General features: G+C 64.9%; 15 protein-coding genes. 9 read left to right on the top strand and 6 right to left on the bottom strand.

The window, feature by feature from the left end; genetic code table 11:
- Positions 1-3 precede the first annotated feature (3 nt).
- From ccmB to ACKOED_RS14765, 4 genes are read right to left on the bottom strand one after another with little or no spacing between them, the layout of a single operon-like run.
- The gene (gene ccmB, locus ACKOED_RS14780; RefSeq protein ID WP_408917379.1) at positions 4-669 is read right to left on the bottom strand and encodes a heme exporter protein CcmB; all 666 of its coding nucleotides are present in this window, start codon (positions 667-669) and stop codon (positions 4-6) included.
- Complete coding sequence (gene ccmA / locus ACKOED_RS14775) at positions 666-1265, bottom strand: heme ABC exporter ATP-binding protein CcmA (RefSeq protein WP_408917378.1); 600 nt, start codon at positions 1263-1265, stop codon at positions 666-668. Before ccmA ends, ccmB begins: the two co-directional genes overlap by 4 nt.
- Positions 1266-1318: 53 nt before the next feature.
- Positions 1319-2044 carry a beta-ketoacyl-ACP reductase gene (locus ACKOED_RS14770; protein WP_408917377.1) on the bottom strand — a complete coding sequence of 242 codons (726 nt, stop codon included), beginning with the start codon at positions 2042-2044 and terminating at the stop codon, positions 1319-1321.
- A gap of 25 nt (positions 2045-2069) precedes the next feature.
- Positions 2070-3254 (bottom strand): acetyl-CoA C-acetyltransferase, encoded by a 1185-nt coding sequence (locus ACKOED_RS14765; protein ID WP_408917376.1) that lies wholly within the window; start codon positions 3252-3254, stop codon positions 2070-2072.
- A 196-nt stretch (positions 3255-3450) separates the two neighbouring features.
- On the opposite strand from ACKOED_RS14765, the gene phaR reads away from it, so the two are divergent.
- A complete protein-coding gene (gene phaR, locus ACKOED_RS14760; RefSeq protein ID WP_408917375.1) occupies positions 3451-4044 on the top strand; it encodes a polyhydroxyalkanoate synthesis repressor PhaR in 594 nt (197 codons plus the stop codon).
- Positions 4045-4111: 67 nt separating this feature from the next.
- Here phaR and ACKOED_RS14755 read toward each other — a convergent pair whose 3' ends face one another.
- On the bottom strand, positions 4112-6064 hold the full coding sequence (locus ACKOED_RS14755; protein ID WP_408917374.1) for a putative bifunctional diguanylate cyclase/phosphodiesterase: 1953 nt from the start codon (positions 6062-6064) through the stop codon (positions 4112-4114).
- A 27-nt stretch (positions 6065-6091) separates the two neighbouring features.
- Positions 6092-7669, bottom strand: a complete 1578-nt coding sequence (locus ACKOED_RS14750; RefSeq protein WP_408917373.1) for a gamma-glutamyltransferase family protein — start codon at positions 7667-7669, stop codon at positions 6092-6094.
- A gap of 210 nt (positions 7670-7879) precedes the next feature.
- Here ACKOED_RS14750 and ACKOED_RS14745 point away from each other — a divergent pair, with 210 nt between their 5' ends.
- From ACKOED_RS14745 to ACKOED_RS14710, 8 genes are all read left to right on the top strand, one after another.
- Positions 7880-9559 carry a formate--tetrahydrofolate ligase gene (locus tag ACKOED_RS14745; protein WP_408917372.1) on the top strand — a complete coding sequence of 560 codons (1680 nt, stop codon included), beginning with the start codon at positions 7880-7882 and terminating at the stop codon, positions 9557-9559.
- Positions 9560-9794: 235 nt separating this feature from the next.
- Positions 9795-9947, top strand: coding sequence for a DUF1127 domain-containing protein (locus ACKOED_RS14740; RefSeq protein ID WP_408917371.1), 153 nt, complete (start codon positions 9795-9797; stop codon positions 9945-9947).
- A gap of 318 nt (positions 9948-10265) precedes the next feature.
- Positions 10266-10826, top strand: a complete 561-nt coding sequence (locus ACKOED_RS14735) for a F0F1 ATP synthase subunit delta (protein ID WP_408917370.1) — start codon at positions 10266-10268, stop codon at positions 10824-10826.
- Positions 10826-12355, top strand: a complete 1530-nt coding sequence (gene atpA, locus ACKOED_RS14730) for a F0F1 ATP synthase subunit alpha (protein ID WP_408917369.1) — start codon at positions 10826-10828, stop codon at positions 12353-12355. The genes ACKOED_RS14735 and atpA overlap by 1 nt, the downstream gene beginning before the upstream one ends.
- A gap of 10 nt (positions 12356-12365) precedes the next feature.
- The gene (locus ACKOED_RS14725) at positions 12366-13244 is read left to right on the top strand and encodes a F0F1 ATP synthase subunit gamma (RefSeq protein WP_408917367.1); all 879 of its coding nucleotides are present in this window, start codon (positions 12366-12368) and stop codon (positions 13242-13244) included.
- A complete protein-coding gene (locus ACKOED_RS14720) occupies positions 13244-13471 on the top strand; it encodes a hypothetical protein (protein ID WP_408917366.1) in 228 nt (75 codons plus the stop codon). Before ACKOED_RS14725 ends, ACKOED_RS14720 begins: the two co-directional genes overlap by 1 nt.
- A 24-nt stretch (positions 13472-13495) precedes the next feature.
- Positions 13496-14935: a F0F1 ATP synthase subunit beta gene (atpD, locus tag ACKOED_RS14715; RefSeq protein WP_408917365.1), complete on the top strand. Its 1440-nt coding sequence runs from the start codon at positions 13496-13498 to the stop codon at positions 14933-14935.
- 5 nt (positions 14936-14940) lie between these two features.
- Complete coding sequence (locus ACKOED_RS14710; RefSeq protein ID WP_408917364.1) at positions 14941-15336, top strand: F0F1 ATP synthase subunit epsilon; 396 nt, start codon at positions 14941-14943, stop codon at positions 15334-15336.
- Positions 15337-15506 lie beyond the last annotated feature (170 nt).

The following is a 15506-nucleotide window of genomic DNA, read 5'->3' as shown; positions in this document are numbered from 1 at the left end:
TGGTTATTTGAGATAGGACCTCAGTGCCGCAGCCGATGCAAGCGGGCAGAGCACGAGGCTCGCCAGCGCGATGGCCGTCAGGATCAGAAGCGCCGTGAAGGCAAGGCCGGGCGCCGCATCGGGCGCGCTGGCCGACAGCCCGAAGATCAGCACCGGCACATAGAGCGGCAGCACCAGCACCGACACCAACAAGCCGCCCCGGCGCAGGCCCACCGTCACCGCCGCGCCAATCGACGCGAGCAATGACAGCGCCACCGAACCCAGCACCATGGCGATGCTCAAGGGCAGGATGGCCGCCGCCTCGAGGTTCACCAGAAAGCCGAGGAGCGGTGCTGCGATGGCCAGCGGCAGGCTGGTGGAGAGCCAGTGCGCCACCGCCTTGGCGAGCGCCACCATTTCGAAGGGCACCGGGCCCATGGTCATGATGTCGAGGGAGCCGTCCTCATAGTCCTGCTGGAAGATGCGGTCGGCCGAGAGCAGAACCGACAGCAGCAGGGCGATCCACAAGGCGCCGGGCGCGATGCGCGCCAGCAGCGCCTGGTCTGGCCCGATGCCGATCGGCAGCAGCACCACGATGGTCAGGAAGAAGCCGAGCGCGGTGCCAACACCGCCGCCCTGGCGCATGCTGAGCGCGAGGTCGCGGCGGATGAGCGCGAGGATCAGGCTCATGCCGCCGCTCCCAGGTCAAGCCGCCGGTCGGGCTCACGCCCCAGCGGCACATGGGTGGCGGCGATGATCATGCCGCCCCGGGCGAGCTGGGCTGCCATCACCGCCAGCAGCCGTTCGAGCGAGGCGGCATCAAGGCCGACGGTTGGTTCGTCCAGGAGCCACAGCCGCCGCGGCGCCAGCACCAGCCGGGCGAGCGCCAGCCGGCGTTTCTGGCCGGCCGAGAGCAGGCCGGCGGGATAGGCGGAAAGCCGGGTGAGGCCGAAAGCCTCCAACGCCTCGTCGACGGCGCCGCCGCCGAGGAAGTCACGCCAGAAAATCAGGTTCTCGCGGACGCTCAAGGCGGATTTCACGGCCTCCTGATGGGCGATCAGATGCGCCTGCTGGGCGATGGCCAGACCCGGCGCGCCACCTGACAGGGCGAGCGTTCCGGACTGCGCCTCGCCCAGCCCGGCGATGAGCCGGATCAGGGATGACTTGCCGGAGCCGTTCGGCCCCGTCAGCTGCAGCAATTGGCCAGCCGCGAGCGAGAATGACACGTCGCGGAACACGATGCGTCCACCGCGTTCGCAGGTAAGATTGGTGGCGGTCAGGGCCATGCCCCTTGTTCCTAGAACAAAGGGCAGGCGTCAAGCGCGGCGAGCCGCGCCGCTTACATCACGTATTGGCCGCCATTGGCGGAGAGAGTCGAACCGGTGATGAAGCCCGCATCGTCGGATGCGAGGAACAAAACGGCGCGCGCGATCTCTTCGGGCTCGCCCAGCCGGCCCACCGGAATGAGCGGCAGGATGCGCTTTTCGAGCACGTCCTGGGCAATGGCCTTCACCATGTCGGTGGCGATGTAGCCCGGGCAGATGGCATTCACGGTAATGCCCTTGGCGGCGCCTTCCTGGGCCAGCGCCTTGACGAAGCCGATGTCGCCCGCCTTGGCGGCGGAATAATTCGCCTGGCCCATCTGGCCCTTCTGGCCGTTGACGGAGGAAATGCAGATCACCCGGCCAAATCCGCGGTCGCGCATGCCGCCCCACACCGGCTGGGTCATGTTGAACAGCGAGTTCAGGTTGGTGTTGATCACCTCGTTCCACTGCTGCGGCGTCATTTTGTGGAACATGGCGTCGCGGGTGATGCCGGCGTTGTTGACCAGCACCTCGACCGGGCCGTGATCGGCCTCGACCTGCTTGAGGCCGGCCACGCAGGCCTCGTAGCTGGACACGTCCCACTTATAGACGGGAATGCCGGTCTCGGCCTTGAATTTGGCGGCCGCCTCGTCATTGCCCGCATAATTCGCGGCCACCTTATAGCCCGCCGCCTTGAGCGCCTTCGAAATCGCCGCGCCGATGCCGCGGCTGCCGCCGGTTACTACTGCTACCCGTGCCATGTGATCTTGTTCCCTGTTGATGCGATTAGCGTTCGACGCACATGGCGATGCCCATGCCGCCGCCGATGCACAGCGTGGCAAGGCCTTTCCTGGCGTTGCGGCGGCCCATCTCGAACAGCAGCGTGTTCAGCACGCGGGCACCCGATGCGCCGATCGGGTGACCGATGGCGATGGCGCCGCCGTTGACGTTGACGATGTCCGGGTTCCAGCCCATGTCCTTGTTGACCGCGCAGGCCTGCGCCGCGAAGGCCTCATTGGCTTCCACAAGGTCGAGGTCCTCGGCTTTCCAGCCGGCTTTCTGCAACGCCGCGCGCGAGGCGGGGATCGGCCCCGTGCCCATGATCGCGGGGTCAACGCCGACGCTGGCCCAGGAGGCGATGCGGGCCATCGGCGTCAGGCCGCGCTTTGCGGCTTCCTTCTCGCTCATCAGGATCGCCACCGCGGCGCCGTCATTGATGCCCGAGGCGTTGGCCGCGGTCACCGAGCCATCCTTCGCGAAGGCAGGCTTCAGCTTGGTCACCGAGTCGAGCGTCACACCCTTCTTTATGTATTCGTCGGCCTCCACCGTCACATCGCCCTTGCGGGTGGAGATGGTGACGGGGGCGATCTCGTCCTTGAACTTGCCCGCCGCCTGTGCGGCCTCGGCCTTGTTCTGGCTTTTTACCGCGAAGTCGTCCTGCATCTCACGGGTGATCTGCCACTGGCGGGCCACGTTCTCGGCGGTGTTGCCCATGTGGTAGCCATGAAAAGCGTCCCACAGACCGTCCCTGATCATGGTGTCGACCATGGCCCAGTCGCCCATCTTCACGCCATCGCGCAGATGCGCCACATGCGGCGCCTTGCTCATGCTCTCCTGGCCGCCCGCCGCCACGACCCTGGCGTCGCCGGCGGCGATCTGCTGCATGCCGAGCGCCACGGCGCGCAGGCCGGAGCCGCACAGCTGGTTCATGCCCCAGGCTGGGCTTTCATTGGGAATGCCGGCATGGACGGCGGCCTGGCGAGCCGGGTTCTGGCCCTGGCCGGCGGTGAGGATCTGGCCGAGGATCACCTCGTCGATGTCGCCACCCTCGAGCTTGGCGCGGGCCATGGCGGCCTTGAGCGCCACCGTGCCGAGATAGGAGGCGGGCACGCTCGACAGCGCGCCGTTGAAAGACCCTACCGGCGTCCTTGCCGCCGAAACGATGACAACCGCATTTCCTGAACCGGCCATGGATAGCTCCTTGCTTGAATTTCGGTGCTCATATGCTCCCCTAGCATCTTTTGTGCAATGCGACATAGGTCGTGATTGTGGCACCGCCCAAATTTTTTGCGCTTGCAATTGTGCAGTGCGGAGAGCAAGGTTTGATGACGAAAACCGCAAGAAAGCCTAGCTGCGGCGGGGGTCGGGCGTAACGAGGAGGCATCCGGTGAGTGAAGAGAAGGCAGCGCCGCAAAACGCCGTGGTCATCAAGAAATATGCCAACCGGCGGCTCTACAACACCTCCACCAGCACCTATGTGACCCTCGATGACCTGTCGGCCATGGTCAAGTCCGGGACCGATTTCCTCGTTTATGACGCCAAGACCGGCGAGGACATCACCCGCTCGGTGCTGACCCAGATCATCTTCGAGGAAGAGAACAAGGGCACCAACCTTCTGCCGATCAACTTCCTGCGCCAGCTCATCCGCTTCTATGGCGATTCAATGCAGGCTTTCGTGCCTGGTTTTCTTGAGTTTTCACTCGAAAACCTCGGCAAGGATCAGGACAAGTTCCGGGCCCGCATGATGGAGGCCTGGGGCGGCGACGCCTTCAAGGCCATGCAGGACCAGGCGCAGCGCAACATGGCGATGTTCAGCGACGCCATGATGGCGTTCAACCCCTTTGCCTCGGCCATGGGCAGCGCCGTGCCGGGTGCGCCGGCGCCGGGAAAGCCCGCCAGCCCCAGCCGGGATGACCTTCAGTCGATGAAGGAACAGCTTGCTGCCATGCAGCAGAAGCTCGATACCCTGTCGAAGCCATAGAACAAGAACCGGCCTGATCGAGAAAGCGCCGTTCAATCACGGCGGCTCTTGCCCCGGAATGCGTGGATCAGCGCAGGCGCTGCCTGGCCGTATCGCTCACCAGGTCTGCGTAGCTCGGTTCAGCGGGCGGGAAGTCCGGCTGGCGGGCGGCGAAGGCCTGGTCGAGCAGGTGGATGGCGCGCCGCAGCTTCGTCAATTCGCTTTCCAGATTGCCTTCGAAGGCGACGACCGTCTCGGTTGCGGCAGGCGGGGCGTCCTCGACGGCCGGCGCCGGCGCCCAGGGCGGGGTGAGGCTTGCCGCGCCGAACAGATTGCCCTGCATCAGGTCGATCCCCCATTCGCGCAGCCTGGCTGCGTCGGCCTCGGTTTCCACCCATTCGGCCACCGTCTTGATGCCGAAGCTCTTGGCCAGGTCGATCAGCGCGCGCACATAATAGGGGTTGTCGCCGCTGCCGTTGAGATCGCGGCAGAAGGTGCCGTCGAGTTTGAGGAATTCGATGGGCAATGCCCGCAGGCTGCGGAACGAGGTGTAGCCGGCGCCGAAATCGTCGATGGCCACGCTGCAGCCCAGCTGGCGCAACTGCTCGACGAAGCGGATGGTGTGGGTCAGGTCGCCCAGCGCAACCGTTTCGGTGATCTCGATGGTCAGCCGCTTGGCCAGCGGCCCCTGGGCGGCGAGCAGGGAAATGATTTCCGGATGCCAGCGCGGATCGATGGCCGTGGTGCCGGACATGTTGAGCGACAGCCTGGCGGCGGGGTAGCGCGTCAGCGTGTCGATGGCCATCCGCGTCACTTCGCGGTCGATCAGGCGCACAAGCCCCAGTGTCTCGGCGATCGGGATCAGGTGTCCGGCAGCCACCGTGCGGCCGTCTTCGCCGGTCATGCGCAGCAGCGCCTCGTGAAAGGCGGGTTGTCCGGTGGCGGCGTCGACCACCGGCTGGTAGGCCAGTTCGAAGCGGTTCTCCTTGAGGCAGCGCACGATCTCGGTGGCGTTCCTGGCGTTGCCGGTGCGCTGGGTGAGCCGTGCCTGCGACGGCTGGTAGATCACCACATCGTCGGCGGGCTGCTTCCTGGCTTCGGTCAGCGCCTCCTCGGCGCGGGCGATGGCGGTGTTGGGGTCGCTGGCATGCTTGGGCAGCACCACGGCGCCGATCGACAGCAGCGCCCAGACCGGCCCGCGCGCGGTCTCGATCACGTCCTCCCGCGCGGTACGCAGGAAGCGCTCGGCCGCCACCGCCAGGTCCTCGGCGCTGCAATCATGCAGCACGAGGCCGAATTTCGAACCCGAGTAACGCGCGACGGCATCGCCGGCGCGCACCACCCGCGCCAGGCGGCGGCCGACCGCGATGATCACTTCATCGGCGACTTCGAAGCCGAAGGCCTCGTTCACCACCGCCAGATTGTTGATGGCCGCCACCACGAAGGCGCAGGATGAGCCCTCGCGCTGCGCCGCCAGCATGGCGCCGCCAAGCGCCTCCATCAGCCGCCCCCGGTTCATCATGCCGGTCAGCGGATCGCAATTGCCGAGATAGCTCAGGTACTGGTCGCGCATGTGGCGCTCGTCGATGCGGCGCAGGGTGCCCAGTACGGTGGCCGGCCGTCCGTCCGGGCCGGCCAGCCAACGGCCCTGATCTTCCAGCCAGATGCTACTGCGGTTTTTCCGGCCTTCAGGCAGAAAACGGTATTCGATGCGGAAGGCAACGCCGGCACCGGTGTCGACTTCGTCTCCTTCCATGACCGCGTCGTAGCGGCTGACGAGGTTCTCCGGATCAAGAAACGCCGCGAAGCGGCGGCCGGTGGCAAGCTGGGCAATGTCGCAGCCGAGTATGGCCTCGGCATTGCCGGACCATGTGATGCTGTCGCTGGCGATGTCCCAATGGTAGGCGGCAAGCCCGGCCGCCTGGGCGGCGCGCTGCAGCAAGCCATCAGGGCCGGGGCCGGTAGCCAGGTCGTGTCCGCTCGGGGGTTCGCGCAACGTGGTCTCCGCCAGGAACTTTTCCGCCGTCAGGTTAGATGACACCGTCAAACCAATCCTTAACGGCAGGACTCAGTACCCTAATGCAAGACCGTCCTTGCGCGGGTCTGAACCTCCCACGAGCACGCCCTTGGCGCGGTCGATGGCAATCGCCTGCCCGCCGCCCAGGGGCCCCGGCGCCGCCGCGGGCAGATGGCCCCGGGCAGCGAGACCGCTCCGCACCTCCTCCGGAACACAGCTTTCGAGCAGAACCTCGCCATTCTTTGGGAAATAGCGCGGAAAATCGATCGCCTCCTGCGGGTCCATGCCATAGACATAGCGGTTCGCCGCCACCGTGACATGGCCCATCGGCTGATAGTCGCCGCCCATCACGCCGAAGCTCATGTCGACGAGGCCGTCCTTCCGGGCCATGGCCGGTATGATGGTATGCAGTGGCCGTTTGCCGGGGCCAATGCAGTTCGGGTGGGCGGGATCGGCCACAAAACAGGCGCCACGGTTCTGCAGCGCGATGCCGGTTTTCTCCGTGACGATGCAGGAGCCGAAACCGTCATAAACCGAATTGATGAACGACACCGCCAGCCGCTTTTCGTCGATTACCGAGAGATAGACGGTATCCGATGTGCGCATGACGGTTTTGATGTCCAGCGCGCGGTTCATGTCGATCATGCCGGCAAGCCGCGCCGCCATTTCACTGCTCAGCAATTCGGCCACCGGCACTGCGGCGAATGCGGGGTCGGCGATGTGCCGGTTGCGCAATTCCCATGCGAGTTTCATGGCCTCGATTTCGAGGTGATGGCGCTCCACGGAGTTAGCGGCGTGGCGCCGGAGTCCGATCTGCGAGAGGATGTTGAAGGCGATCAGCGCTGTCAGGCCCTGGCCTGACGGCGGGATCTCGAGAATCTCATGGTCCATGAAATGCGTTGCAATCGGCGTTACCCAGTTGCTTTCATGCCCGGCGAGATCGGCCATGGTGAGAAGTGAGCCCTGCGCCCGGACCGTGTTGATGATGTCAGCGGCGATCGCGCCCGTGTAGAACGCGTCACGGCCTTCCCGGGCGATCACCCGCAGGGTGGTGGCGAGCGCCGGGTAGCGCATGATGTCACCCTCGCGCGGCGCCTGCCCGCCCCTCATGTAATGCTGACGGCCGCCGGTGTCCGCCGCCAGGGCGGGGGCGTCCTCGGGCCAGTCCCAGGCCACCCGTGGGGTCACCGGCACGCCTTCTTCGGCCAGCCGGATGGCCGGCTTCAGGGCCTCGGCGAGGTCCATCGTGCCATGCGCCTTGAGCAGCCTGTCCCAGCCGTCAATGGCGCCGGGCACGGTGATCGCGTGAATGGAGCGCAGTGGGATGGAGGTGAGGCCCGATGCCTTGAGCCAGTCGCGGTCCGCTGCCATGGCCGCCCGCCCGCTGGCGTTGAGCCCCGTCACCTGTCCATCCGGCGTTCCGACCAGGGCGAAGCAGTCGCCGCCGATTCCGGTCATGGCGGGTTCGGCGACGCACAGCACGGCGGAAGCCACCACAGCGGCATCGGCGGCGTTGCCCCCGGCGCGCAGCGTGTCGATGGCGGCCAGCGTGGCCAGGGGTGCGGAGGTGGCGGCCATGCCGCGGGTGCCATGGGCGGCGGAGCGTCCGGGGCGGTCGAAACGGCGCATGGTCATGATCCTGCAAGCAAACCGGTGGAAACCGGTTGGAAATGGTGGACGAAAAATCCTAGAAACGTCGTAAAAGGCATCGCACGGGGCAGGCCGCTGCCGCAAGTGTGCGGCCGGCCGGCTGGCACAAAAGGAAAAAGGTCGACTTTTCCCAGTAGTTATGTAGTTTTACTGCAGGGAAACAAACGCATTCAAAGAAGGAACATGGGAATGTCCACGGTGAAGAGCGATATCGAAATTGCCCGCGAAGCGAAGATGAAGCTGATCATGGAGATCGGCCGGGCGCTGGGCATTCCGGAGAAGGAGCTCATTCCTTATGGCCACACCAAGGCCAAGGTGTCGCTCGCCTATATCGACAGCCTGACCTCGAAGCCCGATGGCAAGCTGATCCTCGTCACCGCGATCAACCCCACGCCGGCCGGCGAAGGCAAGACCACCACCACCGTGGGTCTGGGCGACGGCCTCAACCGCATCGGCAAGAAGGCCATGGTGGCGTTGCGCGAGCCCTCGCTGGGCCCCTGCTTCGGCATGAAGGGAGGTGCTGCCGGCGGCGGCTATGCCCAGATCGTGCCGATGGAAGACATCAACCTGCACTTCACCGGCGATTTCCACGCCATCACCGCCGCGCATAACCTGCTCTCGGCGATGATCGACAATCACATCTACTGGGGCAACGAACTCGGCATCGACACCAGGCGGGTGGCCTGGCGGCGCGTCATGGACATGAACGACCGGGCGCTGCGCGAGATCGTGTGCTCGCTGGGCGGCGTCGCCAACGGCTATCCGCGCGAGGCCGGCTTCGACATCACGGTCGCCTCAGAGATCATGGCGATCCTCTGCCTCGCCACCTCGATCGCCGATCTCGAGCGCCGCATCGGCCAGATCGTCATCGGTTACCGGAAGGACAAATCGCCGGTGCTGGCCAAGGACCTGAAGGCGCCGGGCGCCATGGTGGTGCTGCTCAAGGATGCGCTGCAGCCCAACCTGGTGCAGACCTTGGAAAACAATCCGGCCTTTGTGCATGGCGGCCCCTTCGCCAACATTGCCCATGGCTGCAACTCGGTGATGGCCACCAAGGCGGCGCTCAAGCTTGTCGATTATGTGGTCACCGAGGCGGGCTTCGGGGCCGATCTGGGTGCTGAGAAGTTCTTTGACATCAAGTGCCGCAAGGCGGGGCTCCAGCCCGCCGCGACGGTGATCGTCGCCACGGTGCGCGCGCTCAAGATGCATGGCGGCGCGGCCAAGGAAGACCTGAAGGTCGAGAATGTCGCGGTGCTGAAGAAGGGCCTCGCCAATCTGGGCCGCCATCTCGAAAACGTGAAGAAGTTCGGCGTGCCGATCGCGGTGGCCATCAACCATTTCATCTCCGATACCGACGCCGAAGTGCAGGCGGTGATCGACTACTGCCGCAGCCACGGCGTGGAGGCGTTCCGCTGCACCCACTGGGCGGAAGGCGGCAAGGGCACCGAGGCGCTGGCCAGGCATGTGGCCGCGCTCGCCGACAAGGGCGAAGCGCGCTTCAAGCCGATCTACGACGACAACACGCCGCTCCTTGAGAAGGTGAAGACCATCGCCCGCGAAATCTACCGCGCGGACGATGTGGTGGCGGACAAGGCCGTGAGCGACCAGCTCAAGGCCTGGGAGGCGGCCGGCTACGGCAAATTCCCGATCTGCATGGCCAAGACCCAGTATTCCTTCTCGACCGACCCCAACGCGAAGGGCGCGCCGGTGAACCATACGGTGCCGATCCGTGAGGTGCGGCTGTCGGCGGGTGCGGAATTCATCGTGGTGATCTGCGGAGACATCATGACCATGCCGGGCCTGCCCAAGGTGCCTTCGGCGGAGTTCATCGGGCTCGACGAGAAGGGCCAGATCGCCGGCCTGTTCTGAAGCAAGTCCCGTTTCGTTTCGATGGCCCGGAGCTTGCTCCGGGCCTTTTTTGTGCCCCGGCCAGACTTTATCGCGGTGCAGCAGGCAAGAAAATCACCCAAGTCCTATTGTTAAGAATATGAAAATGGATCATGAAATAGAGATATGCAAAAAATGCAATTCTCTTTTTGCTGCATTGCACCTAGATAGGCTCTGTTAGCAATCAACGCAGATCGTCAATCCAAGGGGAATGACAATGTTCGAAGTTCTGAAGTCCCGTTACGCCAACTGGAAGCGCTATTCGCGCACCGTCAATGAGCTCGAGCGGCTCAACAACCGTGAACTGGCCGATCTCGGCATTTCGCGCTCCGATATTCCGCGCCTGGCCCGCGAGGCGGCGCGCAGCTGAACGTTTCGAGGGCCCTTGTCGGGTCCGTACCAGGAGAGCCCGCCGGTTCCTCCCCCGGCGGGCTTTTCTTTTCCGCCTATTATTCAGCACGATAGCTGGTTTCGTCCGGCGAGATGAACCGCCTGAAATCAGAGCGGCAATCCGCCCATCTGATGGCGGTTGCGAGTCCCTTTCCACTGTGATAGCGAACGCGCGCGGCGGGGCGGGGGCCTCGTTCCGTGGCTGTGCATTTTTGCATGCCGGTCTCCTGAAAATTCAAGCGGATCAGCGCCATTTCCGGATGTGCGCGGCGCCGCCGAAGTGAATGAAAGACGGATCGTGGCGACCACAGACCAGACAGTTTCCGGCGTGCCGGGCCGCTATGCCAGCGCCCTGTTCGAACTCGCCCGCGAGGAGAAGGCCACCGAGCAGGTTGGCCAGCAGCTGGCGACCGTGCAAGCGGCCATCGACCAGTCGGAGGATCTGGGCCGCCTGGTGCGCTCGCCGGTGTTTTCAGCCGATGACCAGGTGGCGGCGCTTGCCGCCGTAGGCCAGCAGATCGGCATCAGCGGCACGGCGTTGAACTTCCTCAGGCTGGTGGCGAAGAACCGCCGGCTCGCGGCGCTTCCGGACATGATCAGGGCCTATGCCACCTTGCTCAGCCAGTCCAAGGGCGAGATCGCGGGCGAGGTGACCAGCGCCGCCCCGCTCTCCGCCCAGCAGCTTTCCGACCTCAAGTCCGCGCTCAAGTCCGCGCTGGGCCGTGATGTAGCACTTTCAACCCGGGTCGACGATTCGATCCTCGGCGGGCTCATCGTCAAGGTGGGCTCCCGCATGATGGATAATTCGCTCAAGACCAAGCTCCAGTCTCTCAAGATCGCCATGAAGGGAACCGCCTGATGGACATTCGCGCCGCCGAAATCTCCGCAATCCTCAAGAAACAGATCAAGGACTTCGGCAAGGAAGCTCAAGTCTCCGAGATCGGCCAGGTGCTGTCGGTGGGCGACGGCATCGCCCGCGTCTATGGCCTCGACAATGTGCAGGCCGGTGAGATGGTGGAGTTCGCCAATGGCCTGAAGGGCATGGCGCTGAACCTCGAAACCGACAACGTCGGCATCGTGATCTTCGGCTCGGACCGTGAAATCCGCGAGGGCGACACCGTGAAGCGTACCGGCGCCATCGTCGAGGTGCCGGTCGGCAAGGAACTGCTCGGCCGCGTCGTCGATCCGCTCGGCAACCCGATCGACGGCAAGGGCCCGATCAACGCCAAGAAGACGCGCCGCGTCGACGTCAAGGCGCCCGGCATCATTCCGCGCAAGTCGGTGCACGAGCCGATGTCGACCGGCCTCAAGGCCATCGACGCGCTGATCCCGATCGGCCGCGGCCAGCGCGAGCTCGTCATCGGCGACCGCCAGACCGGCAAGACCGCCATCATCCTCGACACCATCCTGAACCAGAAGCCCATCCACATCGCGGGCCCTGAGAAGGACAAGCTTTATTGCGTCTATGTGGCCTGCGGCCAGAAGCGCTCCACCGTGGCGCAGTTCGTGAAGGTGCTGGAAGACAATGGCGCGCTCGAATATTCGATCATCGTCGCCGCCACCGCCTCCGACCCGGCGCCGCTGCAGTATCTCGCGCCCTTCGCGGGCTGCACCATGGGCGAATATTTCCGCGACAATGGCATGCATGCGCTGATCGCCTATGACGATCTCTCGAAGCAGGCTGTCGCCTACCGCCAGATGTCGCTGTTGCTGCGCCGCCCGCCGGGCCGCGAAGCTTATCCGGGCGACGTGTTCTATCTCCACTCGCGCCTGCTCGAGCGCGCCGCCAAGCTCAATGACAGCCAGGGCGCCGGTTCGCTGACCGCGCTCCCCGTCATTGAGACGCAGGCCAACGACGTGTCCGCCTATATTCCCACCAACGTGATCTCGATCACCGACGGCCAGATCTTCCTTGAGACCGACCTGTTCTACCAGGGCATCCGTCCGGCGGTGAACGTCGGCCTCTCGGTGTCGCGCGTGGGCTCCGCCGCCCAGACCAAGGCGATGAAGCAGGTGGCCGGCAAGATCAAGGGCGAGCTCGCCCAGTACCGCGAGATGGCCGCCTTCGCGCAGTTCGGCTCCGACCTCGACGCCGCCACCCAGAAGCTGCTGAACCGCGGCGCCAGGCTCACCGAGATTCTGAAGCAGCCGCAGTTCTCGCCGCTCAAGACCGAGGAGCAGGTTGTGTCGATCTACGCCGGCGTCAACGGCTATCTCGATCCGCTGCCGGTCAACAAGGTGCGCGCCTTCGAGGACGGCCTCCTCCGCTTCATGCGTGACAAGCATGCCGACGTGCTGGACGCGATCCGCACCGAGAAGGCGATCTCCGACACCACCATGCCGAAGCTGAAGTCCGCCGTCGAAACCTTCGCCAAGTCCTTCGCCTGAGGGGCCGGGGATGCCTAGTCTCAAAGACCTCAGAAACCGCATCGCCTCGGTGAAGGCGACGCGCAAGATCACCAAGGCCATGCAGATGGTGGCCGCGGCAAAGCTGCGCCGCGCGCAAGAAGCGGCGGTGGCCGCGCGCCCCTATTCGGAGCGCATGTCGGCGGTGATCGCCAACCTGGCTGGCGCCATGGAAGGCAAGGCGGGCGCGCCCACCCTGCTCACCGGCTCGGGCTTCGACCAGACACACCTGCTGATCGTCGCGACCGCGGAGCGCGGTTTGTGCGGCGGCTTCAATTCCTCAATCGCCAAGATGGCGCGCGAACATGCCGACCGGCTGATCGCCCAGGGCAAGACGGTCAAGATCTTCACCGTCGGCAAGAAGGGCAATGACGCGCTGAAGCGGCTCTATGGCAAGTACATCGTCGAGCATGTCGATTTCCGCAGCGTGAAGGCCATGTCCTTCGCCGAGGCGCAGGCCGTGGCCAACAAGGTGCTCGCCATGTTCCACAATGGCGAGTTCGACGTGGCAACCCTGTTCTTCTCGGAATTCAAGTCGGTGATCTCGCAGAAGCCAACGGCGTTGCGGCTGATTCCGGCGGATGTCTCGGGCGGCAAGCCCGCCGATCTCGGCGGCGCCGTCTATGAGGCCGAACCGGAAGAGGGCGAAATTCTCGCCGATCTGCTGCCGCGCAACATCGCGGTGCAGGTCTTCCGCGGCCTCCTCGAGAATGCCGCCTCCGAACAGGGCGCGCGCATGAGCGCCATGGACAATGCGACGCGCAACGCCGGCGACATGATCAACAAGCTGTCGATCAAGTACAACCGCCAGCGCCAGGCGCAGATCACCAAGGAACTGATCGAAATCATTTCGGGCGCAGAGGCGCTTTGATGACCGAAGACACCGAGAGCATGGTCCTGGAATTGCTGCGGCGCATGCGCCCCTCCATGGAGCGCATGGAGCTGGAGATGCAGGACATCAAGAGCCGCATGACCGGCATCGAAATCTCGGTGAGCCAAATGCCCGGCCAGCTCGCGGCGCAGAGCCTGCGGCTGGACCGGCTTGAAGAACGCATCGGCAGGATCGAGCGCCGGCTCGATCTCGTCGAACATCACTGAATCTGGAACGCGAGGATAAAACACATGGCACACAGCGAAGCCGCAACCGGCCGCATCACACAGGTCACCGGCGCCGTCGTCGACGTCGCCTTCGATGGCGGCCTGCCGGAGATTCTCAATGCGCTCGAGACCGACAATGGCGGCAACCGCCTGGTGCTCGAAGTCGCGCAGCATCTGGGCGAGAACACCGTGCGCTGCATCGCCATGGACTCGACCGAGGGTCTGGTGCGCGGCCAGAAGGTCACCAACACCGGCGCGCCCATCACCGTTCCGGTGGGCGATGAAACGCTGGGCCGCATCATGAACGTGATCGGCGAACCGGTGGACGAGGCGGGCCCCATCGGCGCGAAGGCGCGCCGCGCCATTCACCAGCCGGCCCCTGAATTCGTCGACCAGTCGACGCAGGCGGAAATCCTGGTCACCGGCATCAAGGTCGTCGATCTGCTGGCGCCTTATGCGAAGGGCGGCAAGATCGGCCTGTTCGGCGGCGCCGGCGTGGGCAAGACCGTGCTGATCATGGAGCTCATCAACAACATCGCCAAGACGCATGGCGGCTACTCGGTTTTCGCCGGCGTGGGTGAGCGTACGCGCGAGGGCAACGACCTCTATCACGAGATGATGGAATCGGGCGTCAACAAGAACCCTAAGGAAGGCTCCGTCGCCGGCTCCAAGGCGGCGCTGGTCTATGGCCAGATGAACGAGCCGCCGGGTGCGCGCGCCCGCGTGGCGCTCACCGGCCTCACGGTGGCCGAGCACTTCCGCGACCAGGGGCAGGACGTGCTGTTCTTCGTCGACAACATCTTCCGCTTCACCCAGGCGGGCTCGGAAGTCTCGGCGCTGCTGGGCCGCATCCCCTCGGCGGTGGGCTATCAGCCGACACTCGCCACCGACATGGGCCAGATGCAGGAGCGCATCACCACCACCACCAAGGGCTCGATCACCTCGGTGCAGGCCATCTACGTGCCCGCCGACGACCTGACGGACCCCGCTCCCGCCACCTCCTTCGCGCATCTCGACGCCACCACCGTGCTGTCGCGCTCGATTGCCGAAAAGGGCATCTATCCGGCGGTCGACCCGCTCGATTCCACCTCGCGCATGCTCGATCCGCGCATCATCGGCGAGGAGCATTATGCCGTGGCCCGGCAGGTGCAGCAGATCCTCCAGCGCTACAAGGCGCTTCAGGACATCATCGCCATTCTCGGCATGGACGAGCTCTCCGAAGAGGACAAGATGACGGTGGCGCGCGCCCGCAAGATCGAGCGCTTCCTGTCCCAGCCCTTCGACGTCGCCGCGGTGTTTACCGGCTCGGCCGGCGTGCAGGTGAAGCTCGAGGACACGATCAAGGGCTTCAAGGGCCTCTGCAACGGCGATTATGACCATCTGCCGGAGCCCGCCTTCTACATGGTTGGCACCATCAACGAGGCGATCGAGAAGGCCAAGCGCCTCGCCGCCGAGGCGGCGTAAGCGCCATGGCTGGCCTGCAGTTCGAATTGGTGAGCCCGGCGCGGCTGTTGTTCTCGGGGAGCGTGGCCTCGGTCACCGTTCCGGGAACCGAAGGCGAGATGGGCATCTATCCGGGCCATTCGCCGGTGTTGTCGACGTTGCGTCCCGGCATCGTCACCGTCTACCGTGACGGCGGCTCCACGGACCGCATCTTCGTCAAGGGCGGCATGGTGGAGGTAAATCCGCAAGGGTTGACGCTGCTGGCTGAAGTGGCGATTCCAGTGGCCGAACTCGACGCCGCCACCGTAGCCAGGCAGATCAAGAGCGCCGAGGACGAACTCGCGGTCGCCAAACCGGGCGAAGCCACCCGCAAGGCCAGCGAGGCACTCGACCAGCTGAAGGCGCTTCAGGCGGCGTTGTAATCACAATTTTCCCTGTCGCCGCTGACGCGGGGCGAGGGAGTTACCGTGAATCCCCTCTCCCCATTTATGGGGAGAGGGTTGGGGCCCCCGCCGCAGGCGGGGGAGGGTGAGGGGGGCGTGCGCTGCGGCAGCGCCGACAGAAACTCCACAGTTGTATTGGGAAGTCATTG

It is taken from the genome of Aestuariivirga sp., assembly GCF_046093005.1.
Taxonomy (GTDB): Bacteria; Pseudomonadota; Alphaproteobacteria; order Rhizobiales; family Aestuariivirgaceae; genus Aestuariivirga.
This window is presented reverse-complemented; position numbering and strand designations above follow the sequence as displayed.